We start from the raw sequence: 21,226 nt of genomic DNA, 5'->3' as shown, positions 1-21,226 counted from the left end.
TCGCTCACGCCGGCAAGGCCCAGGCGCGGCGGCCGCGCAGGTAGGTCGCTCGGACGGCGCGGTCGTCGCCCAGGATCTGCAACGCGAACAACCGCTCCGCCAGCGTCGCATCGCGCGTCCGCCGCGCCATCAGCGGCGTGGCGGCATCGTCGAGCACGACGAAGTCGGCCTCCTGCCCCGGCTCGAGCGCGCCGATCCGGTGATCGAGGCACAGCAGCGCGGCGCTCCCCGCGGTCGCCAGATACAGCGCGCGGAACGGATCGAGCCGCACGTCGCGCGACAGCGCCGCCTGGTAGGCGAGGCCGGCGTTGCGCAGCAGCGACAGGCTGGTGCCCGCGCCGATGTCGCTGCCGAGGCCGAGCTTGAGGCGGAACCGGTCGGCCTGCGCGAGGTCGAGGAAGCCCGATCCCAGGAACAGGTTCGATCCCGGACAGGTCGCGATCCCCGCGCCCGCCTCCGCCAGCCGCGCGCAGGAGCGGTCGGTGAGGTGGCAGGCATGCGCGAACACGGAACGCGGCGTCACCAGGCCGAACCGGTCGTAGACGTCGAGGTAATCGGCCGCATCCGGGAAGCGTTCGGACACCGCCGCGCACTCGCGCCGGTTCTCCGCGAGATGCGTGTGGAGCAGGACGTCAGGATGCGCCGCCAGCAAGGCACCCGCAATCGCCATCTGCGCATCGGACGAGGTCAGCGCGAAGCGCGGCGTTACCGCATAGCCCAGCCGCCCGCGCCCGCGCCATCGCGCGATCAGCGTCTCGCTATCCGCGCGACCTTGCTCTGGCGTGTCGCGCAGACCGTCGGGGCCGAGATCCATCAGCACCTTGCCCGAAACGACGCGCATGTCGCGCGCCAGCGCCGCCTCGAACAGCGCATCGACCGATCCTTCGTGGACGGTCGCGAACACCAGCGCGCTGGTCGTGCCGTGACGCAGCAGTTCGTCGAGGAACGCGCTCGCCAGCGCGTCGGCGTGCGCGCGCTCCGCAAAGGCCTTTTCGGCCGGAAAGATATGCCGCTCGAGCCAGTCGAGGAGTTGCTCGCCGTGCGATGCGATCCGGTCGAGCTGGGGATAATGGACGTGCGCGTCGACGAAGCCGGGCACGATCAACCCTGCGAGGTGCTCGACCGGCACGTCGGCGAAGCGTGCCGCCAGGTCGCGATACGGCCCCCGCGCCACGATCACGCCGTCCTCGACAATTAGCAGGCCGTCCGGCTCATGCCGCACCGCGTGCGGATCGTCGCGGGGATCACGGGCGACCGACAGAAGCTCGCCGTGGAACGCCTGAATCATCGTCCACCGTCCAGTTGCACCAGCTGCGCGAGCGTGGCGAGGGCGATCACCTCCGGCTCCTTGCCCGTAATGCTCTCGATACCGATCGGGCATGTCAGGCGGGTCCGCGCCGCCTCGTCCACGCCGTCGCGTGCCAATCGGCCGAGGAAGCGCGCGCGCTTGGTCGCCGATCCGATCACGCCCACGAAGGCGACCGGCGAGCGTCGCAACGCGGCCTGGACCAGCGCATAGTCGAGCGCGTGGTCGTGGGTCAGGATGACGACCGCGGCATCGGCGGGCGCGTCTGCGACGCAGCGCGACAGGTCCGCCTCCGCGACTAGCGTCACGCCGTCCACCGCCGCGAACGCCTCGCGCGTATCGAACCAGGCGAGGCGCAGCGGCAGGTGGCGCGCCTGGAGCGCGATCGCCTGGCCGACGTGCCCGGCCCCGAACAGATAGAGGGGGCGGCGCGGTCGACCGATCACCTCGCTCCAGCACGCGCCCGCGCGCGGCAGGTCGCCGCGCGCCGACGGCACGATCCCGGTGCCGTCCCCCGTCACCCATCGCGCGACGCCCCCGGTGCCGAGCTCCGTGACGAGGCGCAGCCCAGGCGCGACATCCTCGGTCCAGCCGAGCGCTCCCGGATCGACATGCTCCACGAGCAGCCGCACCCGCCCGCCGCAGCATTGGCCGAGCAGCGGTCCCAGCGGATAATCCTGCACCCGCCACGTTCCCGGCGGATGAGTCAGGATCGATCGTGCCTGTTCGATCGCGCGATGCTCCAGCTTGCCGCCGCCGATCGTGCCGGATAGCGCCTCCGCCGTCACCAGCATCCGGGTTCCCGCCCCGCGCGGCGCGGACCCTTCGGTCGCCACCACGGTGACCATCGCGGCCGGCTGCGCTACCGCCAGCGCCCTAAGTTGGTCGATCCACGCCGTCATGCGGCACTATGGGCCGCGATCGCGCGGAGGATCGCCTCCGGCGTGGCAGGCGCATCCAGCGGCACGGTCGCGCGCGAGTCCGGCGCGGTCGCCGCGATCGCTGCGGACAGCGCCGAGAAGACCGAGAGCGCGAGCATGAACGGCGGCTCGCCCACGGCCTTGGACCGGTTGATCGTCGGTTCGACGTTGCCACCGTCCCACAGCGCGATGCGGAAATGCTTCGCCCGGTCCGACGCGGTCGGGATCTTGTAGGTCGCGGGCGAATGCGTCAGCAACCGGCCGGATGCGTCGAAAACGAGTTCCTCGGTGGTCAGCCAGCCCTGCCCCTGCACGAACGCCCCCTCGATCTGGCCGAGGTCGATGCCGGGGTTGAGCGACCGGCCGACGTCGTGAAGGATATCGACCGCCAGCACGCGATGCTCGCCGGTCAGCGTGTCGATCACCACCTCGCTCACGGCAGCACCATAAGCGAAGTAAAAGAATGGGCGGCCGCGATGGGTGGCACGGTCGTAGGCGATGTGCGGCGTCGCGTAATAGCCCGTCGCAGACAGCGACACCCGCCCCATATGGGCGCGCCGCGCCACCTGCGCGAAGGGGATCGTCTCGGCCCCCACCGCGACACCGTCGGGCGTAAAGCGCACCGCCTCCTCCGCGCAACCATGGCTGCGCGCCAGGAATGCGGCGACACGATCGCGGATCGTCCTTGCCGCCTCATACGCCGCCATGCCGTTGAGGTCGGCGCCCGAAGAGGCGGCGGTGGCGGAGGTGTTGGGCACCTTGTCAGTGCGTGTCGCGGTGATCCGGATCGTCTCGATCGGCACCGCGAAGACGTCGGCGACGATCTGCGCGACCTTGATGTAGAGGCCCTGCCCCATTTCGGTGCCGCCGTGGTTCACCTGAATGCTGCCGTCGGCGTAGACGTGGACCAGCGCGCCCGCCTGGTTGAGGTGGGTGGTGGTGAAGCTGATGCCGAACTTGACCGGCGTCAGCGCGATCCCGCGCTTCAGCACCGGGCTCGTCCGGTTGAAGGCGTCGATCGCGGCACGCCGGGCGTCGTAGCGCGCCTCGGAGCGTAGCCGCGCGATCAACTCGGGCGCGATATTGTCGGCCACCGTCATGCCATAGGGTGTGACGTTCCGGCCCGGGCCGTAGAGGTTGGCGATCCGCACCGCGAGCGGATCGAGGCCGAGGTGCGCAGCCACCGCATCCATCACTCGTTCGATCGCCAGCATGCCCTGCGGCCCGCCGAAACCGCGGAAGGCGGTGGCCGAAACGGTGTTCGTCTTCCAACGTTCGGACAGGATCTCCACGTCCGGCAACCAGTAGCAATTGTCGCTGTGGAACATCGCGCGGTCGTTGATCGCAGGCGACAGATCGACGGTCGCGCCGCACCGCGACGCCAGCGTCAGCCGCAGCCCCTCGATACGCCCCGCGTCGTCGAAGCCCACGTCCCACGCCACCTCGAATTCGTGACGCTTGCCGGTGACGATCATGTCGTCGTCGCGGTCGCACCGGAACTTCGCGGGGCGGCCGGTTCGATGCGCGACGAGCGCGGCAGCGGCGGCGAAGGCCGCGGCCTGCGTCTCCTTGCCCCCGAAGGCGCCGCCCATCCGTCGCACCTCCACGGTGACGTCGGCGGAGCTCAGGCCGAGCACCTGCGCGATCAGATGCTGGACCTCGCTGGGGTGCTGGGTCGAGCTGAGGACATGCACCTGCCCCTCCTCGCCAGGCGTCGCCAGCGCGATCTGCCCCTCGAGATAGAAATGATCCTGCCCGCCGATCGCGAGCCCGCCGGTCAGGCGATACGTGGCCTGCGCGAGCCTCCCCCCGGCATCGCCCCGCGCCATCCGTTGCGCGGGCTCGATCCACGATCCGGCCTCGCGCGCGGCGGAGATCGAGACCAGCGGCGCCCGCGTCGCATAGTCGATCCGCCCCAATCGCGCCGCGCGCCGCGCCGCATCCCGGCTCGTCGCCGCGACCACGAATATCGGCTGGCCGACATAGGCGACGGTGCCGTCTGCGAGCAGGCGATCGTCGTGCGCCACCGGGCTGACGTCGTTCTCGCCCGGAATGTCGGCGGCGGTATAGACCGCGACCACGCCGGGCGCGGCACGCACTGCGTCGAGGTCGATGGCGACGATATCCGCATGCGCCTCGCTCCCGAGCCCGAACGCGAGGTGGAGCAGGTCGACGGCCTCGGGCAGGTCGTCGATGTAGCGCGCCACGCCCGTGACGTGCAGCGCCGCGCTGTCGTGCGGCAGCGAGGGCTTCGGGACGACGTCAGGCATCCGCCGCCTCCACGTCGCGCACCGAGACCCGGTGCCCCGCCTCGCGATGCCACATGCGCCACAGCAACGATGCCGCCGCCTGCCCGCGATAGGCGGCGCTGCCGCGCACGTCGTCGAGCGGGGTGAAGTCGCCCGCCAGCGCGTCCGCCGCCTCCGCGATCGTCGCTTCGTCGAAGGTCCGGCCGGTCAGCGCCGCCTCGCAACCCGTCGCCCGACGCGGGGTCGGCGCCATGCCGCCGAACGCCACGCGCGCCTCCGCGACGATGCCGTCCACGATCCGCAACCGCAGCGCGCCGCACACCGCGGAAATGTCGCTGTCGAACCGCCGCGACAGCTTGGCGATGTAGATGAGGTCGTCGGCATGCGGGCGTGGCACGAAGACGCTTTCGACGAACTCACCCCGACGCCGGTCCTGCCTGCCATAATCGAGGAAATAGTCGGCCAGCGGGATCGTGCGCCGCCCTTCCGCGCCGGCCAGCGTCAGCGTCGCGTCGAGCGCGATCAGCGCGGGCGGCCCGTCGCCGATCGGCGAGCCGTTGGCGATGTTGCCGCCAACCGTCGCCGCGTTGCGCACCTGCAACCCGCCGAGCCGGCGCACCAGTTCGCCGAGATCGGGGTGCAGGCGGCCGAGCGCGGCATGTGCGTCCGCATAGCGGACCGCCGCACCGATCGTCAGACCGTCCGCATCCTCGTCCAATCGGCGCAGTTCGGGGATGTCGCCGACGAAGACGACGGGTCCCAGGTCGTGCAGCCCCTTCGTCACCCAGAGCGCGACGTCGGTCCCCCCCGCCACGATCCGCGCATCCGGCGTGGCGGCGAGCAACGCCGCGAGCGCCTCGACACTCTCCGGCGCATGCCAGCCCTTCCCCGACGCCCTCGCCGGGATCGCCGCGAGCTGCGCCGCCAGCGCCACGTCGTCGCGTGCGATCGGGGGCGCCGCGCGGCCCGCCTTCAGGATCGGGCCATAGCCCGTACAGCGGCACAGATTGCCCGCGATCACATCCTCGACCGGCAGGTCGGAGCCGACCGCGCCGATGCTGCGGCCGTGTAGCGCCATGACGAAACCCGGCGTACAGAACCCGCATTGCGAGCTGCCGTTCGCCGCCATGCAAGCCTGGAGCGGCGTCGGCGGCACGCCGGCGGCCGTCAGGCTCTCGACCGTCATCAGCGCCTTGCCGTGGAGCATCGGCAGGAACTGGATACACGCGTTGACCGCGCGCCACCCGACGCCGCTACCCCGCGCCTCTCCGACCAGCACCGTACACGCGCCGCAATCGCCCTCGGCGCAGCCTTCCTTGGTGCCGGTACGGCGCATCGTATAGCGCAGATGGTCGAGCAGCGTCGCCGTCGCGGGCGCGTCCGCGATCTCGATCGTCTCGCCGTCGAGGATGAACCGGATGGCCACGTCAGCTCCCGCGATAGGTGGAATAAGCGAACGGCGAGACGAGCAGCGGCACATGATAATGCCCGCCCGCCGCGGCGATGCCGAAGGCGATCGTCACCACGTCAAGGAACGGCGGCTCCGGCAGCGTCACGCCGGCGGCGCGGAAATACGCCGCCACCGCGAAGTCGAGACGATAGCCGCCTGCCGCCAATCCGGTCGGGAACAGGCCGGGGCAGCGCCCGTCCGCATCGGTCGTCCCCGACGCGATCGGCCCGGCCGGACCGTGCAGGCTCACCGCCATCCCCGCCGCCGGGCGACCGTGCATCGTATCGAGCACATGCGTCGACAGGCTGGTCATGCCGTTGCCTTCCGCGACCATTCGCCAGCGAACTCGGGCTCGTCATAGGCGATGAAGGCATCGATTAGCGCCTCGGCATCGTCGAGGAAGAGCTGGTCGGCCACCCCCTTGGCGAGCCGTGGCAGCGCATGCTTCAATCCCGACAGCGCCGATGCCGACAGGCCGATGCTCGCGAGGGCCGAATAGTTGAACGCGAACAATCCGTGCAGCGACGCCGCATCCTCCGCGCGCCGCGGCAACAGCTCGAACGCCGGCCCCAGATAGGGGTGCGCGTCGAGCAGCGGATGCGCGGCGCCCGCCGGCGGGGCGTAGCGGTCCGACCAGCGCGCGATGCGGTCGGCGAGCCCGCGCAGCTCTGGCCGCAACCCCGGATCGGACAGCAGCCCGGTCGACAGCACGAGGAAATCGAAGTCGAAGGCGCGCTGCGGCGTCGCCACCCGCGCGCCCTCCCCCGCCGGTGCGACCGACAGCCACGGGCTGCCGAGATGCAGGGTGAAGCCGGGGTGGGCCGCCGCGGCCTCGAACATGTCGCCGGTCGGCGGCTGGTTCTTGACCAGGAAGTCACGCATCGCCCGGTACTTGTCCGAATCCCCGAGCGCGGGGTAGCGCGGCGTCAGACCCACCCGCTCCATGAAGCGGATCGGGTTGACCCGTGGCAGCGCCGCCCGCCGCGCGAAGACGTGCACCTCCGCCACCCCCGCCTCGAGCGCGGCATTGGCATTGTCGAAGGCCGAGGCGCCGATGCCGAGAATGCCGATGCGCTTGCCCGCCAACGCCGCATAGTCGATCGCCGCCGAGGTATGTGCGTAGAGATGCGGCGGCAGGGCGTCGCTGACGAACTGTGGCACATGCCATTCGCCGCCGCCCTGAATGCCGGTCGCCAGCACCACCTTGCGCGTCGTCAGCACCTCGCCATCGGCCAGCGTGACACGGAACAGACCCGGCGCGGCGGGATCGATCGCCACCACCCTGGCGTCGTTGCGCACGGGCAGGTCGAGCACGCGGCGATACCACCGCAGATACTCCATCCACATCGGCCGCGGGATCTTGCCGAGCGCGGCCCAGCCCTCGGTGCCGAACTGCGCCTCGTACCAGGCGCGGAAGGTGAGGCTGGGGATGCCCATGTCGACGCCGGTCAGCTGCTTGGGCGTGCGCAGCGTCCGCATCCGGGCATAGGTGACCCACGGCCCCTCGCGCCCCGCCGGATTTTCGTCGAGCACCAGCAACCGGTTCACCCGCTCGCCGATCAGCGCGAACGCCGCCGCCAGCCCGCTCTGCCCGCCGCCGACGATCAGCACGTCATGGACATGGGCCCCGCGCGGCACCGTCCAGTCGGCGCCACCCCAGTCGAGCCATTCCAGATCGCGCGCGACCCGCGCCTCCAGGTCGACAAGACTCATGCGGCATCCTCCAGCCTGAGGCGGGTGATCTTGCCGATCTCGTCGATCGCCGCCGCGATCTCGCTATCGGGATCGTTGGCCAGCCGCGCCTCCATCGCCGCGAGGATCCCCGCCTTGTCGGTCAGCCGCACGCAGATGATGAAGGGGAAACCAAAGCGCGCGCGATAGCGGGCGTTGAGGTCGTGAAAGCGTGCGAACTCCGCAGGGGTCAGCCGGTCGAGGCCGGCGGAGGCCTGTTCCGCGGCGGACGCCCGCGTCAGCGTGCCGTCGATCGCCGCCTTCCCCGCCAGTTCCGGGTGCGCGCGGATCAGCGCCAGCCGCTCCTCGCCGTTCGCCGCTGCCACCACCGCCATCAGATCGGCATGGCGATCCCCCGACGAAGGTTGCGCATCCGCGCGCGCCTCCACCCAGGGGCTGTGCTCGAACAGCGCGGTCATGATCCGCTTCCTTCCAGGCTGACATGCGCGGAGACGACCTTCCAGCCGTCGTCGAATTTGACCCAGGCCTGCGTCTGCCGCCCGCGCCGGTCGCTGCCCTCGCGGTAGAATTCGGCGTCGGCGGTGGCGAACCGGTCGCCGTAGACGGTAATGGCGACGCGCCCCAACCGCCGCTGCGGCGATCCGCCGCGCCCTTTCCGGAACTCACGGATCGCCTCGATCCCGTACAGGACTTCGCCCACGCCATAGCGGTTCGTCGTGGGCGCGTCGTGGAACAGCGCGTCCATCGCCGGAATGTCGTCCGCCATCAACGCGCGCTCATAGAAGTGGAAGGCCGCCGTTACCTCGGCGAGCGCCTTGGGATCGTCGATCGTCATGCCGGGTGCACCGCCAGCCAGTGGCGCGCGATGTCGATCCGCCGCGCGATCCAGGCATCGCCGCTGGCGATGACATGGTCGACGAACCGCGCCACCGCGAGCGCGCGCGCCGGCCGCCCGGCGATGCGGCCATGCAATCCCACCGACATCATCCGCCCGCCCTCCGCGCGCAGCGCCTCGAACGTATCGCGCAGGTAGCGGAAGAACTGCTCGCCCTCGGTGAAGCCGTTCAGCGCCACCATCTTCATGTCGTTGACGTCGAGCGAATAGGGGACGATCAACTGCCCCTCCACGTAATAAGGCAGATCGTCGGCATAGCTGTCGGAGTCGTAGACGAAGCCGCCCTCCTCGCGCACGATCCGCGCCGTGTTGGGGCTGGTGCGCCCCTGGTACCAGCCGAGCGGGCGTTCGCCCGTCAGCCGCGTATGGAGTGCGATCGCGCGTGCGACATGGTCGCGCTCCACCGCCTCCGGCACGGTCTGATAGTCGATCCAGCGCAGCCCATGGCTCGCCACTTCCCATCCCGCCGCGAGCATCGCCTCGACCGCCGCGGGGTTGCGCTCCATCGCCGTGGCGACGCCGAAGACGGTGACGGGAAGCCCACGCTCGGTGAACAGCCGGTGCAGGCGCCAGAAGCCGGCGCGACTGCCATATTCGTACAGGCTTTCCATTGCCATCGCCCGCGCGGGATGGCTCGCGGCGCCGACCATCTCGGACAGGAACGCCTCCGACCCGGCATCGCCGTTGAGGACGCTGTTCTCGGCGCCCTCTTCGTAATTGACGACGAATTGGACCGCGATCCGCGCGCCGCCCGGCCAGCGTGCGTCCGGCGGCGACGCGCCATAGCCGATCAGGTCGCGGCCGCTCATGCGTCCCACGCCGCCAGCGCCGCATCGACGCCGGCCCCCGGCGGGGCGACGAAGCCCTCGGCACGCAGCACCGTCTCGAGCGCGCCCATCGTGATCGCGACCTTGTGCTTCATCGCGTTGTAGCCCATCGCGCCGATCCGCCAGACCTTGCCGGCGAGCGGACCGAAGGCGGTGCCGATCTCGATCTCGAAATCCTCGCGCATCCGGCGACGCACCGCCTCGCCGTCGACGCCACCGGGAATGTGGATCGCGGTGACGTTGGTCATCCGGTGCGCATCGTCCCCGAACACGGCGAGGCCCATCGCCCGCGCCGCCGCCGCGACCGAGGCGCCGGCGCGCGCATGCCGCGCGAACCGTTCCGCCAGCCCCTCGCCCTGCGCCACACGCGCGCATTCGCGCGCTCCGTAGAGCATCGTCGTCGCTTCGGTGTGATGGTTGAGGCGCTTCTCGCCCCAGTAATCCATCACCATGGCGAGATCGAAATAATTGGACGCGATCCGCGGCCCGTAGCCGTCGCGGATGTCGTCGCGGCGGATGCCGCGCTCGACGTGCCGCCGGGCGAGGATCCGCTCCGCCGCGCGATCCGAGATGGTGATCGGTGCCGAACCCGACGGTCCGCCCAGACACTTCTGCAATCCACCGGTGACGACGTCGACACCCCAGCCGTCCGCCTCGATCGCCATGCCGCCGATCGTCGCGGTCGCATCGACATAGCTGTACGCCCCCGCGGCACGGCACAGCGCGCCCAGCCCGGCGAGCGGCTGCGCCATAGTGGTGGAGGTGTCGCCATGAACCGTGGCGACGACGCGGGGACCGTGCCGCGCGATCGCCGCCGCGATCGCGTCGCGCGGCACCACCTCGCCCCAGGGGGCCTCTACCGAGACGACGGTAGCGCCGATCCGCGCCAGGATCTCCTTCAGCAGCAGACCGAAGCGGCCGAAATTGATCACCAGCACCGTGTCGCCGGGCTCGACCAGCGACACCAGCGACGCCTCGATCGCGGCGCGGGCGGTGCCGTCGACGAGGAAGGTCCAGCGATTGTCCGTGCCGAACACCGGCCGGTACAGCGCCATGACCTGCTCCATATAGCCGGTCATCTCGGGGTCGAACTGACCCAGCAGGTCGGCCGACATTGCGCGCAGCACGCGCGGATGCGCATTGACCGGGCCGGGGCCCATCAGCAGGCGCTGCGGCGGGTCGATCTCGCCGAACAGGGTGGGATCAAGGCTCGCCAACATGCTCTCCCAAGCGTTCGATGAAGCCGGTCATCACCCGCAGCGCGACATCGGCGTCGGCGGCCTCGACATGCTCGGCCGGATTGTGGCTGATGCCGCCGCGGCAGCGGACGAAAAGCATCGCGGTCGGGCACAGCGCCGCCATGATCATCGCGTCGTGCCCCGCCCCCGACACCAGCCGGCGGACCGGCTGGCCGGCCGCGGTCGTGGCGGCATCGAGCAGGTCCATCAGGGCGGGGTCGCAGGGGCTGGCGGGCAGGTCGTGAATTCGCTCGATCGCGATATACAGACCGCGCGCCGCAGCGATCGCGGTGATTGCGGCGACGATCCGTTCGGCGGCGGCATCGCGGCGGGCGGCGTCGCCCGATCGCACGTCGATGGTGAAGGAAACCGCACCGGCGATGACGTTGGCGGCACCCGGCGCGGCCGCGATCGTCCCCACCGTCGCCACCAAGTCTCCCGCATCGGCGCACGCGACCGCCTCGATCGCCAGCACCATCGCCGCCGCGCCGGCCAGCGCGTCGCGGCGGAGCGGCATCGCGGTCGTCCCGGCATGGCCGGCGACGCCCGTCACCTGCACGGCATAGCGGCATTGCGCGGCGATGCCGGTGACGGTGCCGACTGCCAGCCCCTCCGCCTCGAGCACCGGCCCCTGCTCGATATGCGCCTCCAGATAGGCCAGCGCCGGCGCATGGCGTGCATCCGCCAGCCGCTCCGGCGCGGTCCCGTTCGCCGCGAGCGCATCGGCTAGCGTCACGCCGGCGCCATCGGTCATCGCCGGCACTGCGTCCAGCGTACCCGCGACCGCCCGGCTCGTCAGCATCGCCGCGGGGAAGCGCGATCCCTCCTCATCGCCGAACGCGATCACTTCGATCGCGAAGGGCATCCGCCGCGCCGCCCCATGCAGTGCGGCGACGCATTCGATCCCCAGCATGACGCCGAGCGGCCCGTCATAGCGCCCCGCGTCGCGCACGCTGTCGAGGTGGCTGCCGATCAGCAGCGGCGGCCCGTCGCACGTCCCCTCGTAGCGACCGATCAGGTTGGTGGCCGCATCGCGTCGCACGGCCATGCCGGCCGCGACCATCCAGTCCGCCACCGCATCCTGCGCCGCGCGCCATGCCGGGCCGAGCCAGCCACGGTACAGGCCGTCCGCCGTGTCGCTATAGGGCGCGACGCCCAGCACATCGCAGCGCGCCACCGCGCGCGCACCGCCGGCGGCCATATCGCTCACCACGCCGCGACGCCCCCGTCGCTGCGCGGATCGCTCGCGCCGTCCAGCCGGCCGTCGCCGTGGCGGACGACCGCACCGGCATGCCCCATCACCGCGCTCGGCGCCTCCAGCCGCTCGACCTCGTGCCCGGCGGCCGCCAGCGCCGCATAGACCGTATCGTCGAACCCCGGCTCGATCTTCAGCGACGTGCTCTGCTCGCCCCAGGTCCGCCCGAGCAGCCAGCGCGGGCGGCTGATCGCCTGTTGCAGGTCGACGCCGCCGCGATAGCGCGCGAACAGCGTCGCCTGCGTCTGTGGCTGGCCCTCGCCGCCCATCGTGCCATAAGCCATGACGCGGCCGTCGTCGAAGCGCGCCAGCGCCGGATTGAGCGTGTGGAACGGCTGACGTCCTGGCCGCAACGCGTTCCACCCCTCCGCAGCCAACCGGAAGCTGCTGCCGCGATTCTGCCAGGTGATGCCCGTGCCCGGCAGCACCAGTCCCGAACCGAATTCGAAATAGGTCGACTGGATGCACGACACCACGCGCCCCTCGGCATCCGCGGCGCCGAACCAGCAGGTGTCGCCCCATTGCGGCGGCTGCGGCCACGGCAGCGCGCAACGAGGATCGATCCGCGCCGCCATCGCATCGAGCGCAGCAACGTCGTCGAGCAGCGCCTGCGCCGCTGCGGTCATATAGGCGGGATCGCCGCAATGCCGGTCCCGCCACAGGAACGCCTGTTTCGTCGCCTCCACCAGCGCGTGCACGAAGGCGCCGTCATCGACGGCGTCGATCTTCAGCCGGTCGAACAACGCCAGGATCAGCAGCGACGCTACGCCCTGCGTCGGCGGTGCGCTGTTGTAGAGGGTCGCACCGGTGATCGGCACCGTCAGGGGAGCGGGGCGCGTCGCGCGATGCGCCGCCAGATCGGCCGCCGACACCGGGCTGCCCAGCATGTCCAGGTCCGCCGCGATCCGATCCGCCAGCGCACCCCGATAGAAACCATCCAGCCCGTCCGCCGCCAGCAGCCGCAGCGTGGCGGCGAGCGTCGGCTGCCGCAGCCGATCGCCCGCCGCGAACGGCCGGCCATCGGGCTCGAAGATTGCGGCATAGGCCCCCGGCTGGTCGCGCAACTCGCCGCCCTTCGCCGCAGCGATCGCCGCGCCGCCGGCTGTGATCGCCACCCCCTCCTCGGCGTAGCGGATCGCATCGCGGAGCAGCCGATCGAGCGGCAGCGAGCTGCCGACGAGCGCCGCCTCCCAGCCCGAGATCGTCCCCGCCACCGTATTCACCGCCAGCGGCCCGCGCGTCGGCACGGCGTCCAGCCCCGCGTAGAGCGACAGCTCGGCCGCGGCCGCCGCGCCGCCGCAGCCGTGGATCGCGTGCGTTCGGCCGTCGGGCTCGGCGATCAGCCAGAAGCCGTCGCCGCCGATCCCGGTCATATGCGGGTAGACCACCGCCAGCGTCGCCGCGACCGCGACGCACGCCTCCGCGGCGCTGCCGCCGTCGCGCAGCACGTCGCACCCGGCGTTCGCCGCCAGATGATGCGGCGCGGTGACGATGCCGTGGCGGGCGGAGACGGTGCGCATCACCCCGCCCCGCCCAGCCAGGCGAAGCGCGCGATGAACAGCGCGGCGAGGACGAACAGGAACGCATCGCGGCGGGTCGCACTACCCCTCAGCAGCGTCAGCAGCGCATGCGCGACGATCCCGAAGGCGAGGCCGTTGGCGATCGAGAATGTCAGCGGGATCATCGCCACGGTGAGGAAGGCGGGGATCGCCGCCAGCGGGTCCTCCCACGCCACCTCCGTCACCGGCAGCAGCATCAGCCCGCCGACGACGATCAGCGCCGGCGCGGTCGCCGCCAGCGGCACCAGCTGCGCATAGGGCGCGACCAGCATCGTCGCGAGGAACAGCAACCCCGTCACCACCGCGGTCAGCCCGGTGCGACCGCCCGCCTGCACGCCGGCGGCGCTCTCGACATAGCTGGTGACGGTGCTCGTCCCAGCGAGCGATCCCACCATCGTCGCGACCGCGTCGGTCACCAGAATGCGATCGAGGCCGGGTATGCGGCCCTCGGCGTCCATCAGCCCGGCGCGCTTGGTCACCGCGACCAATGTGCCGAGGTTGTCGAACAGGTCGACGAACAGGAAGACGAACAGGATTTCGAGCAGCCCGAGCCCATGCCGCCCCGCCCCGCCGAATACCCCCGCGAGGTCGAGCCGGAACGCGGTGCCGGTCAGCGCCGACAGGCTGTACGGCGTCGGCGTGACATGGACCTGCCCGACGATCGCCGCGACCGCGGTCGTCGCGGCAATGCCGATCAGCATCGCGCCGCGCACCTTGCGCACGCTCAGCGCGCCGATCAGTGCGAGCCCGAACAGCGCGAGCAACGCGTCGGGCTTTGTGAGGTCGCCGAGCGCGACGAAGGTCGCCGGGCTCGACACGACGATCCCTGCATTCTTGAGCCCGATGAAGCCGATGAACAGGCCGATGCCCCCCGCCACTGCGGCGAACAGATGCGGCGGGATCACCGCCACGATCAGCTGGCGGATCCCCGTCAGCATCAGGATCAGGAAGCCGACGCCGGAGAGGAACACGCAGCCCAGCGCCACCGGCCATGGCACGCCCATCTGCTGCACCACGGTGAAGCTAAAATAGGCGTTGAGCCCCATGCCAGGCGCCAGCGCCAGCGGCACGTTGGCGATTATGCCCATCAGGATCGAGGCGAAGGCGGCGGCGAAACACGTCGCCGCGGCGACACCGGCGACGGGCATCCCGGCCTGTCCCAGGATCGCGGGATTGACCAGCACGATATAGGCCATGGTGAGGAACGTGGTGACGCCCGCCAGCACCTCCGACCGCGCGGAGGTACCGCGCTGGGTCAGCGCGAACCGGCGTTCCAATGCCCCCGCCCGCTCCGCCGTCATGCGCCGACCCCCTCGATCGCCGGAACTGGAAACGCGCCGCCGATAAGGCCCTGTGCCTCCCAAAGCGTTGCAGCGCGCAACAACTCTGCCTCGCCGCCGCGTCGCCCGATCAGTTGCAGGCCGATCGGCAGCGCGCCGGCCGCCCGGCACAGCGGCACCGCGAGCGAGGGCAGTCCGGCGAAGCTGATCGGCTGGGTATGGATGCCGAGGTCTGCGCGGGCCGGCACGCGCTTTCCGTCGATCACGATCCAGGGATCGTCGATACGCGGCGCGGTGCAGGGCGTCGCGGGCGCCAGCAGCACGTCGTAGGGCGCGATCGTCGCATCGACCTCGGCGTGGAACGTCTCGCGGAACGCAAGGGCTTCCTCGTACAGCCCGCGCGGCAACAGCGCGCCGGCGATCAGCCGGTCGCGCACCGCCGGGTCGAACGCCATAGCCTGCTCCGCCAGCGCGTCGCGATGGAGCGTCCCGCCCTCATAGGCCGTGATCAAGAAGGCCGCCGAACGCGCGCGCGCGATGTCGGGCAGCGTCAGGATCGGCGTGTCCGCCGCGAGCGCATCGATCGCCGCGAGCTGATCAGGATCGGCATTGTCGCGGAACCGGCCGCCGAGCCGCGCGAGCCGCAACGGGCGCTCTCCGGCGGCGCCCCGGCGATCCGACAACACCTCCCACACGAGCGCCATGTCCGCGGCATTCGCGGCGAACGGCCCGACGTCGTCGAAGCTCGCCGCGAAGGGAAAGACGCCCGCCATCGGCAGTGCGCCGTGAGTAGGCTTCAATCCATAGACGCCGGTCAGGCTGGCGGGGACGCGCACCGATCCGTTGGTGTCCGACCCCAGCGCCAGCGGCAGCAGCCTCGCCGCGACTACCGCCGCCGATCCGCCCGACGATCCCCCGGCGAGCCGTTCGGGGTCGTGCGGGTTGCGCGTGGTGCCGTGGCGGGCGTTGATCGTCGCGAAGCCATAGGCGAATTCGTCCATGTTCAGCGTCGCGACCAGCACCGCCCCCGCCGCCTGCATCCGGCGCACCGCCTCGGCGTCGTGCGCCGCGGGCTGGGCATCGGCATAGATCGCCGATCCGGCGGTGGTCGGCAGGCCGGCGACGTCAAACAGATCCTTCACGCCGTAGGGTACGCCGGCCAGCGGCCCGGGGTCGCGCCCCGCCGCGACCGCAGCGTCTACCGCCGCTGCATCGGCCAATGCCCGGTCCCGCAGGATGCCTGTCACGGCACGCATGGCCGGTTCCGCAGCTTCGATCGACGCCAGCGCCCGCATGGCGACATGCCGCGCAGACAGGCGTCCCGCCCGCACCGCTGCGGCGGTTGCCCCCGCACCGGTCACGATCGCAGCACTCCGGCATGACGGGTCAGCAACGCGAGATTGTCCGCGACGCCCGGCAGGCAGGCATCGGGGATGACGAAGCCAGCCGCAGCCGCCGCGGCGATCGCGCCTGCCTCCCCCACCGGCGGCGGCGGCAGGGCTGGCGGAGTGAGTCCCTCCTGCGGTCCGGGCTCTGCGTCGCGCGCGAGCCGTGCCGCCAGCGTCGCGCACAGGAACAGCTGCAACTGGTGGAACACCATGAGCGGCAGCACGACCAGTCCCACCTGCGCGGGCGCGAACAGCGCACCGGCCATCGGCACGCCCGATACGAGGCTCTTCTTCGATCCGCAGAACAGCAACACGATGGCGTCCCCGCGCGCCAGCCGCACGATCCGCGCCGCCGCGACGTTCGCTGCAATCACCACTGCCAGGATCAGCGCGCACCACAGCACAAGCGTCGCCAGGTCGCCGGCCGCGACACGATGCCAGATCCCGTCGACCACCGCGGCGCTGAACGCCGCGTAGACGACCAGCAGGATCGATGCGCGGTCGACCGGCTGCAACACCGCGCGGTGCCGCGCCACGAAGCCGCCGATCCACGGCCGCAGCAGATGACCTGCAACGAACGGCAACAGCAATTGCAGCGCAATCGTCCGAACCGCGCCACCAGTCATGCCCCCTCCGAGCTGCTGCATCGGATGCAGGATCAGCTGCACCAGCACCGGCGTTGCCATGATCCCGATCAGGTTGGACAGCGACGCGGCGCACACGGCCGCCGCGACATTACCGCGCGCGACCGCGGTGAAGGCGATCGACGATTGCACCGTGGACGGCAGCAGCGTCAGGAACAGCAGCCCCGTGCCGAACACCGGGTCGATCGCGCCCCGCCCCACATACAATATCGCGATTCCGACGGTGGGGAACAGCACGTAGGTGGACGTCAGCACCAGCCCGTGCAGCCGCCAGTTTCCCATGCCGGTAACGATCGCCGAGCGCGACAGCTTGGCGCCATGTAGGAAAAACAGCAGTCCGATCGCTGCATCAGCCAGGACGCCAAGGGCAGTCGCGGCCCGCCCCGTCACCGGCAGAAGCGACGCGATACCCACAGCTCCTCCCAGAAGGACTAGGAAAGGATCGATCCTCAGCGAGACAGGAACGCGAGCCACCCGATGGTGATGGTCCGCCGGACATCGATCATCAAACGCAATGAAGCGGACGGATCGTTGCAAAAATGCGCGCACATCTATATCGGAGGGGCGCTCACCTACGTAGATCTTAATCGTCTGTACTGCTTTCGGATCAACGGCAAAATTTTTGGCTTCCGCCCCAAAGCACATTAGCGGCTGCCCCAAAATGATGGGACGCTGAACCCCGTCATTGCCTGAACGGACTTGTGGATTTGCGATCACCGCCAAAAGCGGCCGCGCGGCTCTCCTTCAGTGCCACGCATGCGAGGCCCTGCCCCGCCAGCTGAACAAACGTCCGCTTCCTCGGGATCGGCGCTCGAAAGCGGTCAGGCCGCTTTACACCACTTTTTGCCGAGAAGCAGCATCTTGGGAATGAGGTCCATCTTCCTCACCCGACGCGGGGTTCGTGTCGATTGGCTCATCGAGCGGCACGCGCGATCCTGTGGTGGATTCGTCCACCCGGTCCTGCTATATAGACGACGACCCGACGTGTTGATGGATGCGAGCGTTGGGTATGGTCTCGGACGGCACGACCTGGCGTGTCAACGAAGAGGCACGGGGCGCGCCATCAACCCCACGTCCTCGAGAGCTGCTTCGGGTTTAAATGCAGTTCGGCCCTCAGGCGGGGCGACCGTCGCGTGACCAGGACGCGATCTTCATAGTTTTGGAGATCGTGATGTCGTACGCCCGAAAGAAAGACGTTCCCACCGGCACTTTCAAGTCGACCGCCGAGCGGAGTGTTGCGATCCTGACGCGGCGCCAGGCGGCCCTGACCGCAGCGCAGACCGCTTTGCAGATTGGCGACGTACAGCAGATCATCGATCTCGCCGTGGAGTTGATCCAGGGCTTCGACAAGCCTGGCGAAGATCGGAAAATGGCGGCGCACATCAATGCCCGTGTCAAGGCGCTGACCGAGGGCCAGCGCTTTGTCACGACGTACGACGGCGCGCGTGACAGCAAGCCGGACATTGTCGACCACCGTGCCTACGTGATGAGCTTCCTGAGCGCGCGCGGGAATGACGAAGTGGCTGTGCTGTTCGAGCCCGTGCTCCTGCGCAAGGCCGGGCTTGCAAATTCGGAAAGCTACGAGTTGCATCGTCATGCAATGCGGCTTGATCGGCTCAAACACCACCATCCCGCTGTTTATGGGTTGGTGATGGAAGGGCGGCTGGGGGAGGCAGCAGCCTTGTTCCGCAGGCATGTTTCCAGGGGGCCGATAGCGGATCTCGCCCTGACCATACGGGTTCAGGCCTATCTGCTCGTCTTTCGTACGGTGCTCGACTTTGCCCAGGTCCTGAACAGACTCGCGCTCACGCCGCTTGGCCAACGGTTCAAAGGCAAAACCGTCTGGTTGACCACGGCGACCGTCCTGGCAGAGTCCGTCTGCGCTCCCGCCAGGATCGTCGTCGAGATCGCGGAGCGCGGCCAATTCATCAGGCGCCAGCTCAGCTATCAGGACACCGTGGCCATCGCCACGCAGAACGACTGGCTGCCGGCAACCGCAGAAGGCCTCACACTGGCCAGCATCGCCAGCCGTGTAGAAGAGCGCCTGAACGCCGGCGAGATGCTCTCCATCGACCGGTTGCTAGAGGCCCTGGCGGAAGCCGCTCGACGCGTGGACTTCAACCGCAAGGCGCTGCAGGCTCGTGGCTTTGCGAGGCGCGACTTTTGCCACGCGATGATGGGCCTCACCATTGGCGAGGCCGTGACATATCTTTCAGTGACGATGCTGCGGGCGCTGGCGCGCGTGGATGAGGTGACGGAGCGGCTGTTCCCCGATGCGCATCTACCGCGTGGACGGCGCGCCGAGCCACCCGATGCAGATATCCGTCTGGCTACAGGCTTGCTGCGGGCCGACGCGGAACTCGACCGCTGCGTGGTGCGACATATCCAGGATCTCGATGCGGCGACAAAGAGCGGAAGAAAGTCGCTGCAGTCGCTCCACTGCGCTTTGAAACGCGAAGCTGTCCGAGCCAAAACGGCGGAGCTGATCCACGTGCCGGTGACTGACTGGTTTGAGACCCGACGGTGATGCGCAGTCAGATTAACCGTCGCGCTCCCGTTCGGCTTTCGTGCAACTTCTGGGTCCCCCTTTGGCGGGGCCGACGTGGTGCAGGAACAGCACCATGTCGATTCGAGGTCCATCATCAGGCGAGACGGAGCCTGCGCTCGACGGAGAGTGCCGGACCCTAGCACTGGAAGGCCTCGTGCGACTGCTCGCGCGTCAGGCCGCGGCAGCAGCCATCCGGGGACATTCCGCAACAAGACCTAGCGTCCTCGCTACGACGAAGATGGAAAGATAATTGCGATGTTGATGAAGGCCTCGCCCGCGATCGCCATTTACGGCCGCCATTCCACCAGCATGCAGGCGGCCACATCGAGCGCCGACCAGGCAGTGTCGTGCATGAAGCTGGTCGACTATCTCGGTGGCCGGGTCGTCGCGACCTACCTCGACCCGGAACAGTCGGGCTATCGCCGCGACCGTGCGGGGCTGAAGAAGCTGTTGTGCGATGTCGAGAATGGACGGGTCGATATCGTCGTGTGCGAAGCGCTCGACCGTTTGGCCCGCGATGCCGAGGACGTCGCCTGGCTCGGCAAGAAGCTGGCCTACCACCGGGTGTCGCTGCATACGGTCAGCGAAGGCCATGTCGACGAGATCAAGTTCGCGGTCGCGGGCCTGCTGGGCGCGATCTTCCTGAAGCACCTCATCGACAAGACCGTGCGCGGGATGGAGGCCGCCGTCCTGGCGGGCCGGTTCGCCGGCGGCCGCGCGTACGGGTTCAAGCGCGTCATCCGGCTCGACGGACGCGGCGAGCTCATTCGCGGACTGCTGGAGATCGACGAGTCTCAGGCGGATATCGTCCGCCGGATCTACACCGACTTTGCGGCCGGGCGTTCGTCCATCCAGATTGCAAAGGGCCTCAACGAAGCCGGCATTCCAGGCCCGCGGGGCGGACAGTGGAATGCTTCGACCATCCGCGGCGATCCGAAGAAGGCCGTGGGCATCCTCAACAACCCGCTCTATGTCGGCCGCCTCGTCTGGGGTCGCCGACAGTGGCGCCGCAACCCGGACAGCGAGATGCGCGAGCGCCGCTATCGGCTGCGAGACAAGTCGGAATGGGTCGAGGTTGCCGTTCCTGACCTGCGTATCGTCGACGACCGGCTCTGGGACGCTGTGCATGCCGAGATTGAGCAGCGACAGCGGCCACAGCTCGACGCGCCTCTCGCTCGACAGAATCGCAAGAAGCACCTTCTATCGGGCCTCATCCGCTGCAGTGTGTGCGGGTCGAATTATACCGTCAGCGGCAAGGACTATTATCGCTGCGCTGGCCAGAAGGAGCGCGGCACCTGCGGCAACACCGTATCCGTGCGCAAAGCGCTCGTGGAGCATGCGACGCTGGCGGTGTTCCAGCATCACCTCTTCACACCCGACCATGCGCGCATCTTCGCCGACGAGTTTGCGCGGGAGCTGGACCGCCTCACCCGTCATGCCGAGCGCCGCGACGATGCGCTGAGCGAGCGTCTGGCGGTGGTCACGGCGGAGATTTCCAACCTCGGCGCAAACATGCTGGCGGGCGTCATCAGCGAGACGTTGACGAAGCTGCTGGTCGAGCGGGAAGCCGAGAAGCAGCGGCTCGAAGCGCAGATCCAGCTTCAGCCCGACATCGAGACGATCACCCTGCCGGCACCTGCGGACCTGACGGCGATCTTCGCGAGGAAGGCTCAAAACCTGACGGAGACGCTCAACGAGGACCAGATCCGCGGCGAAGCGGCCGAGATCCTGTCACGGCTTATCGAGAGCGTGACGATCTACCCATGCGAGGACGGTTCAGCCGAGGCGGAAGTGGTTGCGCGGGTTGCGGATCTGGCGGCTTGGGCCACAACCGACGAAGCCGCCCCGAAGGGCGGCGTGTCGAGTTCCATGGCGGTGGTTGCGGGGACAGGATTTGAACCTGTGACCTTCAGGTTATGAGCCTGACGAGCTACCGGGCTGCTCCACCCCGCGACACTGCATTACCGGAGTGAGA

General features: G+C 69.5%; 17 protein-coding genes and 1 tRNA gene. 2 read left to right on the top strand and 16 right to left on the bottom strand.

The features are described 5' to 3' along the window. Positions 1 to 4: 4 nt before the first annotated feature. The 15 genes from guaD to ACGVWT_RS17405 are packed head-to-tail and all read right to left on the bottom strand — an operon-like array spanning position 5 to position 17,177. Positions 5 to 1,288 carry a guanine deaminase gene (guaD, locus tag ACGVWT_RS17475; RefSeq protein ID WP_315462511.1) on the bottom strand — a complete coding sequence of 428 codons (1,284 nt, stop codon included), beginning with the start codon at positions 1,286 to 1,288 and terminating at the stop codon, positions 5 to 7. Next, positions 1,285 to 2,208: a xanthine dehydrogenase accessory protein XdhC gene (gene xdhC / locus ACGVWT_RS17470; protein ID WP_315462510.1), complete on the bottom strand. Its 924-nt coding sequence runs from the start codon at positions 2,206 to 2,208 to the stop codon at positions 1,285 to 1,287. Before xdhC ends, guaD begins: the two co-directional genes overlap by 4 nt. Beyond that, positions 2,205 to 4,496: a xanthine dehydrogenase molybdopterin binding subunit gene (gene xdhB, locus ACGVWT_RS17465; protein WP_315462509.1), complete on the bottom strand. Its 2,292-nt coding sequence runs from the start codon at positions 4,494 to 4,496 to the stop codon at positions 2,205 to 2,207. Before xdhB ends, xdhC begins: the two co-directional genes overlap by 4 nt. Beyond that, entirely contained in the window at positions 4,489 to 5,901 is a 1,413-nt protein-coding gene (gene xdhA / locus ACGVWT_RS17460; protein WP_315462508.1) for a xanthine dehydrogenase small subunit, read from the bottom strand. Before xdhA ends, xdhB begins: the two co-directional genes overlap by 8 nt. Position 5,902: 1 nt before the next feature. Beyond that, positions 5,903 to 6,238, bottom strand: a complete 336-nt coding sequence (gene uraH / locus ACGVWT_RS17455) for a hydroxyisourate hydrolase (protein ID WP_315462507.1) — start codon at positions 6,236 to 6,238, stop codon at positions 5,903 to 5,905. Beyond that, positions 6,235 to 7,638 (bottom strand): FAD/NAD(P)-binding protein, encoded by a 1,404-nt coding sequence (locus ACGVWT_RS17450; RefSeq protein ID WP_315462506.1) that lies wholly within the window; start codon positions 7,636 to 7,638, stop codon positions 6,235 to 6,237. The genes uraH and ACGVWT_RS17450 overlap by 4 nt, the downstream gene beginning before the upstream one ends. Next, entirely contained in the window at positions 7,635 to 8,075 is a 441-nt protein-coding gene (gene uraD / locus ACGVWT_RS17445) for a 2-oxo-4-hydroxy-4-carboxy-5-ureidoimidazoline decarboxylase (RefSeq protein WP_315462505.1), read from the bottom strand. The genes ACGVWT_RS17450 and uraD overlap by 4 nt, the downstream gene beginning before the upstream one ends. After that, a complete protein-coding gene (gene hpxZ, locus ACGVWT_RS17440) occupies positions 8,072 to 8,452 on the bottom strand; it encodes an oxalurate catabolism protein HpxZ (RefSeq protein ID WP_315462504.1) in 381 nt (126 codons plus the stop codon). Before hpxZ ends, uraD begins: the two co-directional genes overlap by 4 nt. After that, positions 8,449 to 9,321, bottom strand: a complete 873-nt coding sequence (gene puuE / locus ACGVWT_RS17435) for an allantoinase PuuE (protein WP_315462503.1) — start codon at positions 9,319 to 9,321, stop codon at positions 8,449 to 8,451. Before puuE ends, hpxZ begins: the two co-directional genes overlap by 4 nt. Continuing rightward, the gene (locus tag ACGVWT_RS17430) at positions 9,318 to 10,559 is read right to left on the bottom strand and encodes an alanine--glyoxylate aminotransferase family protein (protein WP_315462502.1); all 1,242 of its coding nucleotides are present in this window, start codon (positions 10,557 to 10,559) and stop codon (positions 9,318 to 9,320) included. Before ACGVWT_RS17430 ends, puuE begins: the two co-directional genes overlap by 4 nt. Next, a complete protein-coding gene (locus ACGVWT_RS17425) occupies positions 10,543 to 11,778 on the bottom strand; it encodes an allantoate amidohydrolase (RefSeq protein WP_315462687.1) in 1,236 nt (411 codons plus the stop codon). The genes ACGVWT_RS17430 and ACGVWT_RS17425 overlap by 17 nt, the downstream gene beginning before the upstream one ends. 5 nt (positions 11,779 to 11,783) lie before the next feature. Next, the gene (locus ACGVWT_RS17420; RefSeq protein WP_315462501.1) at positions 11,784 to 13,352 is read right to left on the bottom strand and encodes a gamma-glutamyltransferase family protein; all 1,569 of its coding nucleotides are present in this window, start codon (positions 13,350 to 13,352) and stop codon (positions 11,784 to 11,786) included. After that, on the bottom strand, positions 13,352 to 14,692 hold the full coding sequence (locus ACGVWT_RS17415) for an NCS2 family permease (protein WP_315462500.1): 1,341 nt from the start codon (positions 14,690 to 14,692) through the stop codon (positions 13,352 to 13,354). The genes ACGVWT_RS17420 and ACGVWT_RS17415 overlap by 1 nt, the downstream gene beginning before the upstream one ends. Then, positions 14,689 to 16,032, bottom strand: a complete 1,344-nt coding sequence (locus ACGVWT_RS17410; RefSeq protein ID WP_315462499.1) for an AtzE family amidohydrolase — start codon at positions 16,030 to 16,032, stop codon at positions 14,689 to 14,691. Before ACGVWT_RS17410 ends, ACGVWT_RS17415 begins: the two co-directional genes overlap by 4 nt. Next, positions 16,029 to 17,177, bottom strand: coding sequence for a bile acid:sodium symporter family protein (locus ACGVWT_RS17405; protein ID WP_315462686.1), 1,149 nt, complete (start codon positions 17,175 to 17,177; stop codon positions 16,029 to 16,031). Before ACGVWT_RS17405 ends, ACGVWT_RS17410 begins: the two co-directional genes overlap by 4 nt. A 625-nt stretch (positions 17,178 to 17,802) precedes the next feature. On the opposite strand from ACGVWT_RS17405, the gene ACGVWT_RS17400 reads away from it, so the two are divergent. Beyond that, entirely contained in the window at positions 17,803 to 19,230 is a 1,428-nt protein-coding gene (locus tag ACGVWT_RS17400; RefSeq protein WP_315462498.1) for a hypothetical protein, read from the top strand. 276 nt (positions 19,231 to 19,506) lie between these two features. Next, positions 19,507 to 21,171, top strand: coding sequence for a recombinase family protein (locus ACGVWT_RS17395; protein WP_394427543.1), 1,665 nt, complete (start codon positions 19,507 to 19,509; stop codon positions 21,169 to 21,171). Here the strand turns inward: ACGVWT_RS17395 and ACGVWT_RS17390 are convergent. Then, positions 21,128 to 21,204, bottom strand: a tRNA-Met gene (locus ACGVWT_RS17390). The genes ACGVWT_RS17395 and ACGVWT_RS17390 overlap by 44 nt on opposite strands. Positions 21,205 to 21,226 lie beyond the last annotated feature (22 nt).

Source organism: Sphingomonas sp. S6 (assembly GCF_043498045.1).
Lineage (GTDB): Bacteria > Pseudomonadota > Alphaproteobacteria > Sphingomonadales > Sphingomonadaceae > Sphingomonas.
This window is presented reverse-complemented; position numbering and strand designations above follow the sequence as displayed.